Annotated in this window: 18 protein-coding genes; 13 read left to right on the top strand and 5 right to left on the bottom strand. The window is 63.5% G+C overall.

All coding sequences use genetic code 11. The annotated features are described in order from the left end of the window. Nucleotides 1-94 precede the first annotated feature (94 nt). From KW830_RS15165 to KW830_RS15150, 4 genes are all read left to right on the top strand, one after another. Nucleotides 95-463, top strand: coding sequence for an Mth938-like domain-containing protein (locus tag KW830_RS15165; RefSeq protein ID WP_066536991.1), 369 nt, complete (start codon nucleotides 95-97; stop codon nucleotides 461-463). 132 nt (nucleotides 464-595) lie between these two features. Beyond that, nucleotides 596-1,084 carry a peroxiredoxin gene (locus KW830_RS15160; protein ID WP_066536993.1) on the top strand — a complete coding sequence of 163 codons (489 nt, stop codon included), beginning with the start codon at nucleotides 596-598 and terminating at the stop codon, nucleotides 1,082-1,084. A 163-nt stretch (nucleotides 1,085-1,247) separates the two neighbouring features. Beyond that, a complete protein-coding gene (locus tag KW830_RS15155; RefSeq protein WP_218333607.1) occupies nucleotides 1,248-3,110 on the top strand; it encodes a PhoH family protein in 1,863 nt (620 codons plus the stop codon). Between the two features lie 3 nt (nucleotides 3,111-3,113). Further along, nucleotides 3,114-3,518 (top strand): hypothetical protein, encoded by a 405-nt coding sequence (locus KW830_RS15150; protein WP_066536995.1) that lies wholly within the window; start codon nucleotides 3,114-3,116, stop codon nucleotides 3,516-3,518. Nucleotides 3,519-3,707: 189 nt separating this feature from the next. On the opposite strand, the gene dnaB is transcribed toward KW830_RS15150, so the two are convergent. The 5 genes from dnaB to rpsF form a co-directional block, all read right to left on the bottom strand. Continuing rightward, the gene (dnaB, locus tag KW830_RS15145) at nucleotides 3,708-5,147 is read right to left on the bottom strand and encodes a replicative DNA helicase (protein ID WP_066536996.1); all 1,440 of its coding nucleotides are present in this window, start codon (nucleotides 5,145-5,147) and stop codon (nucleotides 3,708-3,710) included. Nucleotides 5,148-5,438: 291 nt separating this feature from the next. Further along, nucleotides 5,439-5,891, bottom strand: coding sequence for a 50S ribosomal protein L9 (gene rplI / locus KW830_RS15140; RefSeq protein WP_066536997.1), 453 nt, complete (start codon nucleotides 5,889-5,891; stop codon nucleotides 5,439-5,441). A gap of 12 nt (nucleotides 5,892-5,903) precedes the next feature. Beyond that, nucleotides 5,904-6,185: a 30S ribosomal protein S18 gene (gene rpsR / locus KW830_RS15135; RefSeq protein ID WP_066536999.1), complete on the bottom strand. Its 282-nt coding sequence runs from the start codon at nucleotides 6,183-6,185 to the stop codon at nucleotides 5,904-5,906. A gap of 18 nt (nucleotides 6,186-6,203) precedes the next feature. Further along, the gene (priB, locus tag KW830_RS15130) at nucleotides 6,204-6,494 is read right to left on the bottom strand and encodes a primosomal replication protein N (protein WP_066537001.1); all 291 of its coding nucleotides are present in this window, start codon (nucleotides 6,492-6,494) and stop codon (nucleotides 6,204-6,206) included. Nucleotides 6,495-6,523: 29 nt separating this feature from the next. Beyond that, nucleotides 6,524-6,886, bottom strand: a complete 363-nt coding sequence (gene rpsF, locus KW830_RS15125; RefSeq protein WP_066537003.1) for a 30S ribosomal protein S6 — start codon at nucleotides 6,884-6,886, stop codon at nucleotides 6,524-6,526. A gap of 221 nt (nucleotides 6,887-7,107) precedes the next feature. On the opposite strand from rpsF, the gene grpE reads away from it, so the two are divergent. The 9 genes from grpE to asd all read left to right on the top strand — a co-directional run bounded on the left by grpE (nucleotide 7,108) and on the right by asd (nucleotide 17,396). Beyond that, nucleotides 7,108-7,656, top strand: a complete 549-nt coding sequence (gene grpE, locus KW830_RS15120; protein WP_218333606.1) for a nucleotide exchange factor GrpE — start codon at nucleotides 7,108-7,110, stop codon at nucleotides 7,654-7,656. A gap of 93 nt (nucleotides 7,657-7,749) precedes the next feature. Beyond that, complete coding sequence (gene dnaK, locus KW830_RS15115) at nucleotides 7,750-9,705, top strand: molecular chaperone DnaK (protein WP_066537005.1); 1,956 nt, start codon at nucleotides 7,750-7,752, stop codon at nucleotides 9,703-9,705. 99 nt (nucleotides 9,706-9,804) lie between these two features. After that, on the top strand, nucleotides 9,805-10,941 hold the full coding sequence (gene dnaJ / locus KW830_RS15110) for a molecular chaperone DnaJ (protein ID WP_066537006.1): 1,137 nt from the start codon (nucleotides 9,805-9,807) through the stop codon (nucleotides 10,939-10,941). Nucleotides 10,942-11,446: 505 nt separating this feature from the next. After that, nucleotides 11,447-12,397: a LysR family transcriptional regulator gene (locus KW830_RS15105; RefSeq protein WP_066537015.1), complete on the top strand. Its 951-nt coding sequence runs from the start codon at nucleotides 11,447-11,449 to the stop codon at nucleotides 12,395-12,397. Nucleotides 12,398-12,438: 41 nt separating this feature from the next. Then, a complete protein-coding gene (leuC, locus tag KW830_RS15100) occupies nucleotides 12,439-13,860 on the top strand; it encodes a 3-isopropylmalate dehydratase large subunit (protein WP_218333605.1) in 1,422 nt (473 codons plus the stop codon). 25 nt (nucleotides 13,861-13,885) lie between these two features. Then, complete coding sequence (locus KW830_RS15095) at nucleotides 13,886-14,011, top strand: entericidin A/B family lipoprotein (RefSeq protein ID WP_066537020.1); 126 nt, start codon at nucleotides 13,886-13,888, stop codon at nucleotides 14,009-14,011. A gap of 22 nt (nucleotides 14,012-14,033) precedes the next feature. Next, on the top strand, nucleotides 14,034-14,690 hold the full coding sequence (leuD, locus tag KW830_RS15090; RefSeq protein WP_066537023.1) for a 3-isopropylmalate dehydratase small subunit: 657 nt from the start codon (nucleotides 14,034-14,036) through the stop codon (nucleotides 14,688-14,690). A gap of 83 nt (nucleotides 14,691-14,773) precedes the next feature. Then, nucleotides 14,774-15,853 carry a 3-isopropylmalate dehydrogenase gene (leuB, locus tag KW830_RS15085; RefSeq protein ID WP_066537024.1) on the top strand — a complete coding sequence of 360 codons (1,080 nt, stop codon included), beginning with the start codon at nucleotides 14,774-14,776 and terminating at the stop codon, nucleotides 15,851-15,853. A gap of 430 nt (nucleotides 15,854-16,283) precedes the next feature. Next, nucleotides 16,284-17,396 (top strand): aspartate-semialdehyde dehydrogenase, encoded by a 1,113-nt coding sequence (gene asd, locus KW830_RS15080; RefSeq protein ID WP_066537026.1) that lies wholly within the window; start codon nucleotides 16,284-16,286, stop codon nucleotides 17,394-17,396. Nucleotides 17,397-17,615 lie beyond the last annotated feature (219 nt).

Raw genomic sequence — 17,615 nt, 5'->3', positions numbered from 1 at the left:
CCACAGTTCCGCGCGTATGCCCCATGCGGGTGCGGAATGTGGCTGCGCCCGTTGGGACGGTGTGGCATCTTGAACGCAGAAGGAGCGCCGACCCATGAAATTCCAGCCCGACAAATCCGACACCCTGACACTCACCGGCCACGGCAGCGGCTGGCTGGCCGTGGACCAGGTGCAGTTCACCAGCAGCATGCTGGTGGGCTCCAACGGCCTGCTGCAGGCCTGGAACTGCACCCGTTTCGAAGACCTGACGGCCGAGCACTTTGCGCTGCTGGCCGAACAGCCGGTGGAGGTGGTGATCTTTGGCAGCGGCGCCAAGCTGCGTTTTGTGCCGCCCGCCTGGCTGGCCCCGCTGACGGCCAAGCGCATCGGCGTGGAAACCATGGGCACTCCGGCGGCCTGCCGCACCTATAACGTTTTGTCACAAGAAGGCCGGCCGGTGCTCGCAGCCCTACTCGTGGAGTAGGCTCCTGAGCGGATTCCCTTTTTGAAGCGAATCAGGGTAAAATCGCAGGTTGCGGTCGGGGGCTTAACGAGTTCAAAGCAGCACACCCATACCCTCGGCTTTTTAACGTCCACATCCGAGAGATAGAAGCGCATGGCGATCGTTGTCAACAAACCCCTTCCTGAATTTGAAGCCAACGCAACCGGTGGGATCAAGGTATCCAACACTTCCCATACGGGCCAGATCCTGATCCTGTATTTCTACCCCAAGGACAATACGCCTGGTTGTACCACGGAAGCAATGCAGTTCCGCGATAAGTACAAGGATTTCGAGAAGGCCGGCGCCGCGGTGTTTGGCGTGTCGCGCGACAACATGAAGTCCCATGATGACTTCAAGGAAAAGCTCGAGCTGCCGTTCGAGCTGATCGCCGACACCGAAGAAAAAATGTGCCACATGTTCGGCGTGGTCAAGAACAAGATCATGTACGGCAAAAAGGTCAAGGGCATCGAGCGCTCCACCTTCCTGGTCGGCCCCGACGGCCTGCTGGTGCAGGAGTGGCGCGGCCTGAAGGTCCCCGGCCACGTGGACGAAGTCCTCAAGGCCGTCAAGGGCCTCAAAGCAGCCATCAAAAAGGCCGCTTGATCCACTGGCATTCCGGCGGCCGATCTGGGCCGCCAGATGTGCATAATGGGCCCATGCGTTTGAGCTGTGTGCCCTGCATTTCTTTCCTCCCTACCAAAGCCGCTTGGGTCAGCGATCCGGCGGCTTTGTGCTTTTCTAGCCCTGAAAACAAGGCCTGAACACCATGCCCCTGCCTCCCGCACCGACTCGCCGCGCCTCCCGGCTCGCCAAGGAAGCCTTTGATGCGCCGCTGCGCACCACAAAGCGTGCGGCAGCCGCCCTCGCAGAAGTGGCCGATGACGACGCCATCCAGCCCGCCGCGCCCATGCAGGCCGCGCCTGCTGCCCCCGCCCGGGCGCGCAAGAGCAGCGCCAAGGCATCCCCTCAGAACCACAACCCCCAGGTCAGCAACGCGACCGCTGCAGCCGCCCAGAGCCTGGCCCGCCAGCGCGCCGCGCTGCTGAGCCCGGCCCCGACCGCACCGGTCACGTCAGCCGCCCCCGCAGCCAAGCCTGTAGCCCCCTCCAGCCCCGTCCGGGCAACCGCCGAACCGGCCGCAGCCCCAGAGGCCAGGCGCGGTACGCGCAAGGCAGCGACCAGCACCCCAACGACCGACACCCCCGCCCGCACCAGCAAGAAGCAGCGCGTGGGCCAGAGCACGCTGTTTGTGCTGGACACCAATGTGCTGCTGCACGACCCCAGCAGCCTGTTCCGCTTCCAGGAACACGACATCTTCCTGCCCATGGTGGTGCTGGAAGAGCTGGATGCCCACAAGAAGGGCATGACCGAAGTGGCCCGCAACGGCCGCCAGGTCAGCCGCACCCTGGATGCCCTGGTCGCCGCACAGGAAAACGCCGACCTGGGCTCCGGCCTGCGTCTGGATGCCACGGGCAACAAGGGCAGCACCGGCCACCTGTACTTCCAGACCGAACCGCTGGACTACCAGCTGCCCACCAGCCTGCCGCAAGGCAAGGCCGACAACCAGATCCTGGGCGTGGTCGAAGCCCTGCGCAGCCACAAGAAAGGCCAGCAGGAAGTGGTGCTGGTGTCCAAGGACATCAATATGCGCGTCAAGGCGCGCGCCCTGGGCCTGCCGGCCGAGGACTACCAGAACGACAAGGCCCTGGACGATGGCGATCTGCTGTACTCCGGCGCCCTGGCCCTGCCCGCCGACTTCTGGGACAAGGGCGGCAAGCAGGTGGAAAGCTGGCAGGAAAGCGGCCGCAACTTCTACCGCATCACCGGCAGCTTTGCGCAGCAGCTGATGATCAACCAGTTCGTCTACTACGAAGCCCCGGGCGCGCCCAGCCTGTATGCGCGCGTGGTCGAGATCCGCGACAAGACGGCCGTGCTGGAGACACTCAAGGACTACGGCAGCAGCAAGCACGCCGTCTGGGGCGTGAACACCCGCAACCGTGAGCAGAACTTCGCCATGAATCTGCTGATGGACCCTGAGGTGGACTTTGTCACCCTCACCGGCACCGCCGGCACCGGCAAGACGCTGATGGCCCTGGCCGCCGGCCTCACGCAAGTGCTGGACGAGCGCCGCTACACCGAGATCATCATGACCCGCGCCACGGTGAGCGTGGGCGAGGACATCGGCTTCCTGCCCGGCACCGAGGAAGAGAAGATGGGCCCCTGGATGGGCGCCCTGGACGACAATCTGGAGTTCCTGGCCAAGGGCGACGGCGGTAACCCCGGCGAATGGGGCCGCGCGGCCACCAACGAGCTGATCCGCAGCCGTATCAAGATCAAGAGCATGAACTTCATGCGTGGCCGTACCTTCCTGAACAAGTACGTCATCATCGACGAGGCGCAGAACCTGACGCCCAAGCAGATGAAGACCCTGATCACCCGTGCCGGCCCCGGCACCAAGATCATCTGCATGGGCAATCTGGCACAGATCGACACACCCTACCTGACGGAAGGCTCGTCCGGTCTGACGTTTGCCGTGGACCGCTTCAAGGGCTGGCCGCACAGCGGCCACATCCAGCTGGCGCGCGGCGAACGCTCGCGCCTGGCGGACTTTGCCAGCGAGGTGCTGTAAGCCATGGCCATCGGTTGGGTTTCCGCGTTAAAGCTGGTGCCCTGGGGCGATGTCATCCAGGCAGCGCCCCATGTGCTCAAGGCAGCCAAGGGGCTGCTGAACAAGTCACCGGCCGAAGGCGGCGGTGATGCCGCCGTGGCGCCCAGCGCACCGGCCGGCATCGCCCTGCCCGCCCAGAATGCGGGCGAGCTGGCACTGCAGCATGTGGCCCAGCTGGAAGCCCGCGTGGCCCAGCTGGAACAGGCCCAGCACGCCTCCGCCCAGCTGATCGAGCAGATGGCCGAGCAGCAGTCCCAGATCGTGCAGACCGTGGGCCTGCTGCGCACCGGTGCCACCCGCCTGGCCTGGGCCTGCGGCGTGCTCGGTGTGGTGGTGATCGGCCTGCTGATCCAGGTGCTGCGCAGCTAGGGCTGCGCAACGGACGGCCGGGACAAAAACTCGCCGATCCATATCTATAAATACCCCGCCGGAGTCCACCAGGGGTATGCATAGAAAGAAGCAGGGCTGAACGCTACTGCACCGACTGCAACAAAAAGGCCTTGCCAACCGGCAAGGCCTTTTTTCATGGACAGGGTCCGGGTACGGACGGCTGCGGCCTCAGTAGTCGCTGCTGGTGCTGTAGTCCATGGCCAGGTTTTCGAAGCGGGTCTGGTTCTTCTGGAAGAAGAGCTTCACCGTGCCCGTGGGGCCGTTACGCTGCTTGCCGATGATGACCTCCGCAATGTTCGGCTCCTTGCTGTCCTTGTTGTAGTAGTCGTCGCGGTAGATGAACATGATGATGTCCGCATCCTGCTCGATGGCGCCCGATTCACGCAGGTCGGACATCATGGGGCGCTTGTCGGTGCGCTGCTCCACCGAACGGTTCAGCTGCGACAGCGCAATCACCGGGCATTGCAACTCCTTGGCCAGCATCTTCAGGCCCCGGGAGATTTCCCCCAGCTCCGTGGCGCGGTTGTCGGCACTGCCCGCTCCGGAGCCGCTCATCAGCTGCAAGTAGTCCACCACGATCAGACCCAGCTTGCCGCACTGGCGCGCCAGGCGGCGGGCGTTGGCACGCAGCTCGGACGGGGTCAGACCCGGGGTTTCGTCAATGTGCAGGCTCACCGTGCGCAGGCGCTCGATGGCTTCGGTCAGGCGCGGCCACTCTTCATCGGTCAGCTTGCCGGTGCGCAGATTGCCCTGGTTCACCTTGCCGATAGAGCCCACGATACGCACCGCCAGCTGGGCGGCCCCCATTTCCATGGAGAAGATGGCGACCGGCAGGCCTTCGTTCAGTGCCACATGCTCGGCAATGTTCACCGCGAACGAGGTCTTGCCCATGGAAGGACGCGCCGCCAGCACCACCATGTCGCCGGCCTGCAGGCCCGATGTCATACGGTCCAGATCGGCGAAGCCCGTGGGCACGCCGGTCACGTCCATGGGGTTGTCGGCCATCTCCTGCACCTGGTCCAGCAGGTTCACGACCAAGGTGTCCAGCGACTGGAAACCCTGCTTCATGCGCGAGCCTTCTTCGCCAATGGCAAAGATCTTCTGCTCGGCCTCATCCAGCACCCGCTCCACGGGCTTGCCCTGGGGATTGAAGGCGTTGGTGGCAATCTCGTCGCTGGCCGTCACCAGCTTGCGCAGGATGGCGCGCTCGCGCACGATTTCCGCGTAGCGGCGGATATTGGTGGCGCTGGGCACGTACTGGGCCAGCTGGTTCAGATACAGCAGACCGCCGATTTCCTCGGCCTTGCCCATGCCCTGCAGGTGCTCGTACACCGTGATCACGTCCGCCGGCTTGGAGGCGTTGATCATCTTGCCGATGGCTTCAAAGATCAGCTGGTGCTCGTGGCGGTAGAAGTCATTGTCCTTGAGCAAGTCACCCACGCGGTCCCAGGCGTTGTTGTCCAGCAGCAGGCCGCCCAGCACCGAGGATTCGGACTCCAGCGAGTGCGGGGGCACCCGCAGCTGCGCCACCTGCTGGTCCGCCACGCCCGAACCGGCAGGGGCGCCAAAAACATCATCGGTATCCAGGGGGGGCATCACAGAAGACATGGGGTTCCCAAACAATCAAGCCCTTGATCGTAGCGCCATGGCAGCGCCGCGTCACGGAGAGTCATCCCGCGCAGGCGGGTGACAAGGGTCATGCGCACCACACTGCTCGCCCCAGGCGCAGCAGCGTGGCACACCGCAGCAGCCCCGGAATCAGGCGCTGCCTGCGCACAGCAGGCCCGGCATCGCCGGCCCTGGTGCAGGAAGTTTCCAGGCGACCCGGCTGGGCCGCAGAAAACACAAAAGCCGCCCAAAGGCGGCTTTTGGTGACAGATCGAAAAGATCCGCGAAAGCTTAGGCGTGGTCGCCAGCCACTTCCACGCTCACTTCCACGACCACGTCGGTGTGCAGAGCCACTTCCACGGTGGAAGCAGACACGGTCTTGATGGGACCGTTGGGCATGCGCACTTGGGACTTGACCACGTCAAAGCCTTGGGCCTTCAGGGCTTCAGCGATGTCGGCGTTGGTCACGGAACCAAACAGACGGCCATCCACGCCAGCCTTTTGCGACAGCTTCACGGTCGTGCCGTTCAGCTTTTCGCCGGAAGCCTGGGCAGCAGCCAGCTTTTCAGCAGCAGCCTTTTCCAGTTCAGCGCGCTTGGCTTCGAATTCAGCCTTGGCTGCTTCGGTAGCGCGACGAGCGCGGCCAGCGGGGATCAGGAAGTTACGTGCGTAACCGTCCTTGACCTTGACGATTTCACCCAGGTTACCCAGGTTCACAACCTTGTCGAGCAGAATGATTTGCATGGTTCGTGCTCCTTAGATCTTGTGCTGGTCGCTGTACGGCAGCATGGCCAGGAAGCGAGCGCGCTTGATGGCAGTGTTCAGCTGACGTTGGTAGATGGCGCGCGTGCCGGTCAGGCGTGCGGGGATGATCTTGCCGTTTTCGGCGATGAAGTCACGCAGGGTGTCGACATCCTTGTAGTCGATTTCGACCACACCAGCCACGGTGAAGCGGCAGAAGCGCTTGCGCTTGAACAGCAGCGACTGGTTGTTGCGCTTGGGGCGCTTGTCTTTGTTGAATTTCTTGAACGTGGCCATTGCTGGACCTCTTGAAAATTAATTTTGTTGAATGTCTTGGATGTGAAGCACCACAGTCTTGCTGTTGCGCGGCGTGGCCAGAAAGCCCTGGAACTTCCAGCTGCTTCCCAGTGCCTGGCGGGCGAGACGCTCTGCCAGCGCACCGAAGGCCACCGCCTTCACCATCGCCTGAACCTTGCGGGCATTGCCGGCTTCTTGTTGCTGCGACTCGTGTTCGAGGCGCATGTCCAAAGCGGGCAATCCGGCTGGCGTGTAGCGCAGGGGCTGAACCTCGGCGATACAGGCGGTCAAGGCAACGTGGTTTTCCACTCCCAAGGGATCAGTGACTACCGGGCAGCTTAGGCTTGTTCAGCTTGGCTGGCCTTGCGGGCTTCTTCACGCTCGACGGTCTTCATCATCGAAGAAGGAGCCGTATCGGCGTTCTTCTTTTGAACCGTCAGGTGACGCAGCACGGCGTCGTTGAACTTGAAGGCATGCTCCAGCTCAGCCATCACAGCCTGGTCGGCTTCGATGTTCAGGCACAGGTAGTGGGCCTTGGCGAGCTTGTTGATCATGTAGGCCAGCTGACGACGGCCCCAGTCTTCTTCACGGTGCACCTTACCGCCGCCGGCGGCAATCATGCCCTTGTAGCGCTCCAGCATGGCTGGAACTTGTTCGCTTTGATCCGGGTGGATCAACAAAATGATTTCGTAATGACGCATGAAAACTCCCTTTTGGGTTAGGCCCCCCGCTGCGTCCTGAAGCGGTGTGGCAAGGCAAAGCATGCAATTATAGACTTAGGCGTTTTCCCTGTACAGTGACGGCTGGCAAAAAACCGTCTGCCGCAATGGGGGCATTGGTTTTCCGGGGAACTTTCCCTTGAAATCCGGCACACCGCCCCCACGGTAGAAGGTATCTTCACCATTCACTGACCACTGCACCCATGTCCGATCAGAACACCAACACCCTACCGGCCGACGCTTCCCCAGAGGAAATGGAGGCCGCGCTGGCCGCCCATGCCGCCGGCGAAATGGACCGTCTGCAGGCGGAGCTGGCCGAGCTGAAAGCCAAGAGTGCAGAACTGGCTGACCAGTTCCTGCGCGCCAAGGCCGAGGCCGAGAACGCCCGCCGCCGCGCCGAAGAAGAAGTCGCCAAGGCCCGCAAGTTCGGCATCGAAAGCTTTGCCGAAAGCCTGCTGCCTGTGATCGACAGCCTGGACGCGGCCCTGGCCATCCAGAACGCCACCCCCGAGCAACTGCGCGAAGGCTCGGACGCCACGCTGCGCCAGCTGGTCCACGCGCTGGAGCGCAACAAGGTGGTGACCATCAATCCGGAAGCCGGCGCCAAGTTCGACCCGCACCAACACCAGGCCATCTCCATGGTGCCTGCCGAGCAGGAAGCCAACACCATTGTGGGCGTGCTGCAAAAAGGCTACCTGATTGCCGACCGCGTGCTGCGCCCGGCCCTGGTCACCGTGGCCGCCCCCAAGTAAGCAAAAAAAAGACCCTACTGGCTTGAAGACCGGGAATACACCCCTAGCTACCAACCAGTCCACCAAATATTTCACCAATTCGGAGCCTCAAAAATGGGAAAAATCATCGGTATTGACCTGGGCACGACCAACAGCTGCGTTGCCATCATGGAAGGCAACACCACCAAGGTCATCGAAAACAGCGAAGGTGCCCGCACCACGCCGTCCATCATCGCCTACCAAGAAGACGGCGAAATCCTGGTCGGTGCTTCGGCCAAGCGCCAGGCCGTCACCAACCCCAAGAACACGATCTACGCCGCCAAGCGCCTGATCGGCCGCAAGTTCGACGAGAAGGAAGTGCAAAAGGACATCAACCTGATGCCTTTTGAAATCGTCAAGGCCGACAACGGCGACGCCTGGGTGCAGGTGCGCGACCAGAAGCTGGCCCCGCCCCAGATCTCCGCAGAAGTGCTGCGCAAGATGAAGAAGACCGCCGAGGATTACCTGGGCGAAGCCGTGACCGAAGCCGTGATCACCGTGCCGGCCTACTTCAACGACGCACAACGCCAGGCCACCAAGGACGCAGGCCGCATCGCCGGCCTGGAAGTCAAGCGCATCATCAACGAGCCCACTGCCGCAGCCCTGGCCTTCGGCCTGGACAAGACCGGCAAGGGCGACCGCAAGATCGCCGTGTATGACCTGGGTGGCGGTACGTTCGACGTGTCCATCATCGAAATCGCCGACGTGGACGGCGAAAAGCAGTTCGAAGTGCTGTCGACCAACGGCGACACCTTCCTGGGCGGCGAAGACTTCGACCAGCGCATCATCGACTACATCATTGCCGAGTTCAAGAAGGAACAGGGTGTGGACCTGTCCAAGGACGTGCTGGCCCTGCAGCGCCTGAAGGAAGCAGCCGAAAAGGCCAAGATCGAGCTGTCCAGCTCGGCCGCCACCGACATCAACCTGCCCTACATCACTGCGGACGCTTCGGGTCCCAAGCACCTGAACATCAAGCTGACCCGCGCCAAGCTGGAAAGCCTGGTGGAAGAGCTGATCGAGCGCACCATCGCCCCTTGCCGCACCGCCATCAAGGATGCCGGCATTGCCGTGTCCGACATCGACGACATCATCCTGGTCGGCGGCATGAGCCGCATGCCCAAGGTGCAGGAAAAGGTCAAGGAATTCTTCGGCAAGGAGCCCCGCAAGGACGTGAACCCTGACGAAGCCGTGGCCGTGGGCGCTGCCGTGCAAGGCCAAGTGCTGGGCGGTGAACGTTCCGACGTGCTGCTGCTGGACGTGACCCCGCTGTCCCTGGGTATCGAAACCCTGGGCGGTGTCATGACCAAGATGATCACCAAGAACACCACCATCCCGACCAAGTTCGCCCAGACCTTCTCCACCGCCGACGACAACCAGCCGGCCGTGACCATCAAGGTCTACCAAGGCGAGCGCGAGATGGCTTCGGGCAACAAGCTGCTGGGTGAATTCAACCTGGAAGGCATCCCGCCCGCAGCCCGTGGCGTTCCCCAGATCGAAGTGGCGTTCGACATTGACGCCAACGGCATCTTGAACGTCTCGGCCAAGGACAAGGCGTCCGGCAAGGAAAACAAGATCACCATCAAGGCCAACTCCGGTCTGTCCGAAGACGAGATCCAGCAGATGGTCAAGGATGCGGAACTGAACGCAGCCGAAGACAAGAAGAAGCTGGAAATCATCCAGGCCCGCAACCAGGGTGAAGCCACCATCCACAGCGTCAAGAAGAGCCTGACCGAGCACGGTGACGCACTGGACGCCGGCGAGAAGGAAAAGATCGAAGCCGCCATCAAGGACCTGGAAGAAGCCCTCAAGGGTGACGACAAGGCCGCGATCGACGACAAGACCAACGCCCTGATGACCGCCAGCCAGAAGCTGGGCGAGAAGATGTACGCTGACGCCCAGGCTGCCCAAGCCGCAGCGGCCGGTGCCGCAGGCGCCACCGGTGCCGAATCGGCTGCCGGCGCACAACAGGCTTCCAGCAATGCCAGCGACGACGACATCGTTGACGCCGAAGTCAAGGAAGTCAAAAAGTAATTTGATGCAGTAGAGCGGCCGCACGGCCCGCCTGCCGCCGCGCCGGACCCTGGTTTCAGGGCTTGCGCGGCGTTCCTGTTCTGAAGGACCCCACCACTCATGTCCAAACGCGACTATTACGAGGTTCTGGGCGTTGCCAAGACCGCCTCGGACGATGAAATCAAGAAGGCCTACCGCAAGCTGGCCATGAAGTTCCACCCTGACCGCAACCAGGGAGACCAGGCCAAAGAAGCCGAAGAAAAGTTCAAGGAGGTCAAAGAGGCCTACGAGATGCTTTCCGACGGCCAGAAGCGTGCGGCCTATGACCAGTACGGCCACGCCGGCGTGGACCCCAACCGCGGCATGGGCGGCGGTGCGGAAGGCTTTGGCGGTTTCGCCGAAGCGTTTGGCGACATCTTTGGCGACATGTTCGGCCAGAGCCGTGGCGGCCAGGGTCGCGGCGGACGCCAAGTCTACCGTGGCAACGACCTGAGCTACGGCATGGAAATCACGCTGGAAGAAGCGGCCAAGGGCAAGGACGCCCAGATCCGCATCCCCAGCTGGGAAAGCTGCGACACCTGCCACGGCAGCGGCGCCAAGCCCGGCACCCAGCCCAAGACCTGTACCACCTGCGGTGGCCAGGGCTCGGTGCAGATGCGCCAGGGCTTCTTCAGCGTGCAGCAGACCTGCCCGCACTGCCGCGGCACGGGCAAGATCATTCCCGAGCCCTGCACCAGCTGCCACGGCCAGGGAAAGCTCAAGAAGCAGAAGACGCTGGAAGTCAAGATTCCCGCCGGCATCGACGACGGCATGCGCATCCGCAGCGTCGGCAATGGCGAGCCCGGCACCAATGGCGGCCCGGCAGGCGATCTGTACATCGAGATCCGCATCAAGAAGCACGACATCTTCGAGCGCGACGGTGACGATCTGCACTGCCAGGTGCCGGTGAGCTTCATCACCGCGGCCCTGGGTGGCGAGATCGAGGTGCCCACGCTGCAAGGCAAGGCCGCGATCGACATCCCCGAAGGCACCCAGGCCGGCAAGCAGTTCCGTCTGCGCGGCAAGGGCATCAAGGGCGTGCGCTCCAGCTACCCCGGCGATCTGTACTGCCACATCGTGGTGGAAACCCCCGTCAAGCTGACCGAGCACCAGCGCAAGCTGCTGCGCGAGTTGGAAGACTCGCTCAAGAAAGGCGGCTCGCGCCATTCGCCCAGCGGCAGCAGCTGGACCGACAAGCTCAAGAGCTTCTTCAGCTGATTGCGCCATTGCGTCATGACGCCATTGCGGCGCACCGCGCGCACCACGGAAAACGCAGCCTTCGGGCTGCGTTTTTTTTTGCCCTGAAGCGATTTCCACGCGGTGACACCGGCTGCAGCGCCTCTCCTCCCAGGTGGCAGGCGCGCCACACGCTCCATTTCCTCGGCACCCCTTTGACGGGCTCCCGAGACACGCCGTGGGTACCGTCTACGGGCACTTTCGCCCCGGCACGGCGGCGCGACCTGGCCTTGCGCGCGCCCTCATGTAACGCAGCCCTGTGCATACCGCCTTGATTTCACTGGAAAAAGCAGCGCAGGCCGCCGTCCCCCACGCCCCCAAGAGGCTGGCGGCGGATCGCCGTGCCACGCAGCCCGCTCCAACCGCGAAGGCGGCCTGCACCGCCGGCCACACAAGACATCGCATTTGACGATGACTGAGCGGTGATTTACCATGGAAAATCCCCAACACTTCTCCAAACGAGAAGATAAAACGACTCTCCCCCACCATGAGAAATTCCGAGCGCAGTTTTGCGCGACGCATCGACCTGACATCGCTGCAGCTGTTTGTCGCAGTCTGCGAACTGGGCAGCATCGGCCGTGCGGCCGAGCGCGAATACATTGCCGCCTCCGCCGTCAGCAAACGCCTGTCCGACCTGGAAGCTGCGGTCGACACCGCCCTGCTCTACCGCCACAGCCGTGGCGTCACCCTCACCCCTGCCGGCGAAAGCTTGCTGCACCATGCCCGCAACGTGCTGTACGGGCTGGAGCGCATGCAGGGCGAGCTCAGCGAATACGCCGAAGGCGTGCGCGGCCATGTGCGCATGCACGCCAACATCTCGGCCATCGTGCAGTTCCTGCCGGAAGACCTGGGCGCATTTGCCAAGGAACACAGCCAGATCAAGATCGATCTGCAGGAGCACCTGAGCCCTGACGTGATCAGCGCCGTGGCCGAAGGCACGGCCGACATCGGCATCTGCTCGCTGGCCTCCGGCAGCGACAACGGATTGCAAAGCCGCCCTTACCGCAACGACCGCTTGGTGCTGGTCTGCCCCGACCACCACCCGCTGGCCGAACGTGAAAACGTGGCCTTTGACGAGGTGCTGGACTGGGACGTGGTGGGCCTGCACGGCGGCAGCTCCATCAGTCTGGCCATGCGCGGCGCCGCTGCCCGCGCGGGCCAACCGCTGCACCAGCGCATCCAGGTGACCAGCCTGGATGCCATGTGCCGCATGATCGACAACGGCCTGGGCGTGGGCCTGATTCCGGACCGCGCCTTTGAGCTGATGCACGGCGTGGGCCAGCTGCGCGCCGTGCCGCTGACCGATGCCTGGGCGCAGCGCATGCTCAGCCTGGTCGCCCGCGACTTCGACACCTTGCCGGTGACGGCGCGCCTGCTGGTGGAACACCTGAGCCGGTCCGCCCCGCAAGTGCCACAGGCCTTGCAGGCAACTCCCTAGAATCCACCGATTTCAAAAAACCCAACGACCACGAGAACACCATGGGACGCACCCTCTACGACAAGATTTTTGACGAGCACGTCATTCATACCGAAGAAGACGGCACCTCCATCCTCTACATCGACCGCCACCTGGTGCACGAAGTGACCAGCCCCCAGGCCTTCGAAGGTCTGCGCGTGGCCGGCCGTCCGCTGTGGCGTACCAGCTCGGTGGTGGCCACGGCCGACCACAACACCCCGACCACCGGCTGGGAACGCGGCTACGACGGCATTGAAGACCCGATCAGCAAAGAGCAGATCGTCACCCTGAACAGCAACATCGCCGAATTCGGCGCTGCGGCCTTCTTCCCCTTCATGGACAAGGGCCAGGGCATCGTCCACGTGATGGGCCCCGAGCAAGGCGCCACCCTGCCCGGCATGACCGTGGTCTGCGGCGACAGCCACACCTCCACCCACGGCGCATTCGGCGCACTGGCCCACGGCATCGGCACCTCCGAGGTCGAGCACGTGATGGCCACCCAGACCCTGCTGGCCAAGAAGGCCAAGAACATGCTGGTGCAGGTCAATGGCAAGGTCGCTCCCGGCATCACCGCCAAGGACATCGTGCTGGCCATCATCGGCAAGATCGGCACAGCCGGCGGCACGGGCTACACCATTGAGTTTGCCGGCGAAGCCATCCGCGACCTGAGCGTGGAAGGCCGCATGACCGTCTGCAACATGGCCATCGAAGGCGGTGCCCGCGCCGGTCTGGTGGCGGTGGACGACAAGACCATTGCCTATGTGAAAGGCCGTCCGCTGGCGCCCACCGGCGCCGAATGGGACGCCGCCGTGACCTACTGGAAGACGCTGCATTCCGACGCCGACGCCAAGTTCGACCGCGTGGTGGAACTGCATGGCCCCGACATCGTGCCGCAGGTGACCTGGGGTACCTCGCCCGAGATGGTGCTGGGCATCGACGCCCGCGTGCCCGATCCCGACAAGGAAAAGGACGCCAACAAGCGTGGCGCCATCGAACGCGCGCTGACCTATATGAACCTGGAACCCGGCAAGCCGCTGAACGACATCTTTGTCGACAAGGTGTTCATCGGCTCCTGCACCAACAGCCGCATCGAAGACATGCGCGAAGCGGCAGCCGTGGTGAAGAAGCTGGGCCAGAAAGTGGCCAAGAACATCAAGCTGGCCATGGTCGTGCCCGGCTCGGGCCTGGTCAAGGAACAGGCCGAACGCGAAGGCCTGGACCAGATCTTCAAGGCCGCCGGCTTTGAATGGCGTGAACCCGGCTGCTCGATGTGCCTGGCGATGAATGCCGACCGCCTGGAGCCCGGTGAACGCTGTGCCTCGACGTCCAACCGCAACTTCGAAGGCCGCCAGGGCGCCGGGGGCCGCACCCACCTGGTCAGCCCGGCCATGGCGGCGGCAGCCGCCATCCACGGCCACTTCGTCGACATCCGCAAGTTCGCCTGATACCACCGACCCCGCGAGCCACACCATGAAGCCTTCTATCTCGATCCTCCTGATTGGCCTGGCCTTCACCCTGGGCGCCTGCAACACCGTCCAGGGCATTGGCCAGGACGTGCAGAAAGCCGGCAACGCCATCGAGCGCGCGGCGCGCTGACCCCCGACACACCGATACCGCCATGCAAAAATTCACCGTGCACAAGGGCCTGGTGGCCCCCATGGACCGCGAGAACGTCGACACCGACGCCATCATCCCCAAGCAGTTCCTCAAGTCGATCAAGAAGACCGGCTTCGGCGTGAACGCCTTTGACGAATGGCGCTACCTGGACCAGCCCGGCCAGCCCGGCGTCCCCGAATCGGCCCGCAAGCCCAACCCCGACTTCGTGCTGAACCAGCCGCGCTACAAGGGCTCCAGCGTCCTGCTGGCACGCGCCAACTTCGGCTGCGGCTCCAGCCGCGAGCACGCCCCCTGGGCGCTGGACCAGTACGGCTTCCGCGCCATCTTGGCTCCCAGCTTTGCCGACATCTTCTTCAACAACTGCTTCAAGAACGGTCTGCTGCCCATCGTGCTGCCGGCGGCCACCATCGATCTGCTGTTCAACGAAGTGGCGGCCTTCCCCGGCTACGAGCTGACCATTGATCTGGAGCGCCAGGTCATCGTGCGTCCCCAGGGCGAGGAAATCCCCTTCGACGTGATCGCCTTCCGCAGGTACTGCCTGCTCAATGGCTTTGACGACATCGGCCTGACCCTGCGCCACGCCGACAAGATCAAGGCGTTCGAAGCCGAGCGCCTGGCGCAAAAGCCCTGGCTGTCCCACCGTCTGGTGCAGGGCTGAGCCCGTTTTCGTCGACCACAATTAAAAAACAGGCGCGCACGCAGGGAGCCCCGGCCTGCGCAGCCACACCATCAGGAAGAGATATGACCCATAAGATCGCCGTACTGCCGGGTGACGGCATTGGACCCGAAATCGTTGCCGAAGCCGTCAAGGTGCTGAACGCGCTGGACCTGGATCTGGAGCTGCAATCCGCCCCCGTCGGTGGCGCGGCCTATGCGGCCCACGGCCACCCCCTGCCCGAAGCCACGCTGAAGCTGGCCATGGAATCCGACGCCGTGCTGTTCGGCGCCGTGGGCGACTGGAAGTACGACACGCTGGAGCGCCATCTGCGCCCCGAGCAGGCCATTCTGGGCCTGCGCAAGCACATGGGCCTGTTTGCCAACTTCCGCCCGGCCATCTGCTACAAGGAACTGACCCACGCCTCGAGCCTGAAGCCCGAGCTGGTGGCAGGCCTGGACATCCTGATCATCCGCGAGCTGACTGGCGACATCTACTTCGGCCAGCCGCGCGGCCGCCGCGTGGCCACCGACGGCCACTTCCCCGGTGCCGAGGAAGCGTTCGACACCATGCGCTACTCCAAGCCCGAGATCGAGCGCATCGCCCATGTGGCGTTCCAGGCCGCCCGCAAGCGCGGCAAGAAGGTCACCAGCGTGGACAAGGCCAATGTGCTGGAAACCTTCCAGTTCTGGAAGGATGTGGTCACCGAAGTGGGCCAGCAGTACCCCGATGTGGCGCTAGACCATATGTACGTGGACAACGCCGCCATGCAGCTGGTCAAGGAACCCAAGCGCTTTGACGTGGTGGTGACCGGCAATATGTTCGGCGACATCCTGTCCGACGAAGCCTCGATGCTGACCGGCTCCATCGGCATGCTGCCCTCCGCCAGCCTGAACGACAAGAAGCAGGGCCTGTACGAACCCAGCCACGGCTCGGCCCCCGACATCGCCGGCAAGGGCATTGCCAACCCGCTGGCCACCATCCTGAGCGCCGCCATGCTGCTGCGCTTCAGCCTGGGCCTGGAAGATGCCGCCCAGAAGATCGAAGCCGCTGTGCAGAAGGTGCTGGCCGACGGTCTGCGCACGCCCGATATCTACAGCGAAGGCACCACCAAGGTCTCCACCCGCGAAATGGGTGACGCCGTGGTCGCCGCACTGCAAGCCTGATAGCAGCCCATGCGCCCGCAGCCACCGCTGCGGGCCTCCAGGCTTTTCTTTCCACCCCGGCCATGCAGGTGGATGGAAAGGCCTTTTCGCTGGCTGCGCCACTGCAGGCAGTGCGCACCAACTGCAATTCGTCAAAAATAAGTAGCTGTTTTCGTCGTTTCGACGGATCCATTCTCCACTTTCGCCGTCGCCAAAGGCTGTGCCTTGGCTAGAATGGCAACTCTTATGTGCGCCCACCGCTTCACCGTCTCGCTGAACATCGCCTCTGCCGCCCTGGCTGGCGTGGCTGCGCGCGCACACATCTCCACCACCATTAAGACGATTACAGGCTGACCCAGCCCGGTTCGTCTTGCGCCCTTCATCCGGCCCCGACGAGCCGGGCGACGACAGTCTGCACACACTGTTTTCACCACTGAAAGGGCAATTTCAAATGAGCAAGCAATTGGTAGGTCTGGTCGGCTGGCGCGGCATGGTCGGCTCCGTGCTGATGGACCGCATGCAGGCCGAAGGCGACTTCGCGCTGATCGAGCCAGTGTTCTTCTCCACCTCCAATGCCGGCGGCAAGGCCCCTGCGATGGCCACGGTGCACACCCAGCTCAAGGATGCCAACGACATCGCCGAGCTGTCCAAGTGCGACATCATCATCACCTGCCAGGGCGGTGACTACACCAAGGAAGTCTTCCCCCAGATCCGCGCTGCCGGCTGGAACGGCCACTGGATCGATGCCGCCTCCTCGCTGCGCATGGAAGACAACGCCGTCATCGTGCTGGACCCCGTCAACGACGACCTGATCAAGAGCAAGCTGGCGGCCGGCGGCAAGAACTGGATCGGCGGCAACTGCACCAACTCCATCCTCCTGATGGGCCTGGGCGGTCTGTTCAAGGCCGGTCTGGTGGAATGGGTGTCGTCCATGACCTACCAGGCTGCCTCGGGCGGCGGCGCCAACCACATGCGCGAACTGCTCAAGGGCATGGGCGTGGTGCACGCTGCAGTGGCCGATGAGCTGGCCACGCCGGCTTCCGCCATTCTGGACATCGACCGCAAGGTGGCTGCGACCATCCGCGAAGACGTGCCCACCGAATTCTTCGGCGCCCCGCTGGCTGGCGGCCTGATCCCCTGGATCGACGCCCAGCTGCCCAACGGCCAGTCCAAGGAAGAGTGGAAGGGCCAGGCCGAAGTCAACAAGATCCTTGGCACCGACGCCACCATCCCGGTCGATGGCCTGTGCGTGCGCATCGGCGCCATGCGCTGCCACAGCCTGGCGCTGACCCTGAAGCTGAAGAAGGACCTGCCCCTGGAGGAGATCGAAGCCCTCATCAAGGCCGGCAACCCCTGGGTGAAATTCGTCGCCAACGAACGCGCGCTGACCGTCAAGGAACTGACTCCTGCCGCCACCACCGGCGGCCTGGAAGTGGCCGTGGGCCGCGTGCGCAAGCTGAACATGGGTCCGGAGTACCTGTCGGCCTTCGTGATCGGCGACCAGCTGCTGTGGGGCGCTGCCGAGCCACTGCGCCGCATGCTGCGCATCCTGCTGGCGGCCTGAGGCCCACCGGACACGGACACCAAAGGGGCCTGAGGCCCCTTTTTTGTTGCTGCTCCATTTTTCATAGCACCTGCTACACCGGGCGCAACGACAGAAGGCCTGGCGGCATGTGTCATGGAAACAACGGTCTGCGGCACCTGCATGCACCGCGCGCGGCGCTGCCGCACACTGTACCGGCTGGCCATGGCAAAGCGTCTGTGTCATGTCCCCCGGTGCCCG

Origin of the sequence: Comamonas sp. CMM03, from assembly GCF_019218715.1 — a bacterium.
GTDB classification, from domain to species: Bacteria; Pseudomonadota; Gammaproteobacteria; order Burkholderiales; family Burkholderiaceae_C; genus Comamonas; species Comamonas terrigena.
This window is presented reverse-complemented; position numbering and strand designations above follow the sequence as displayed.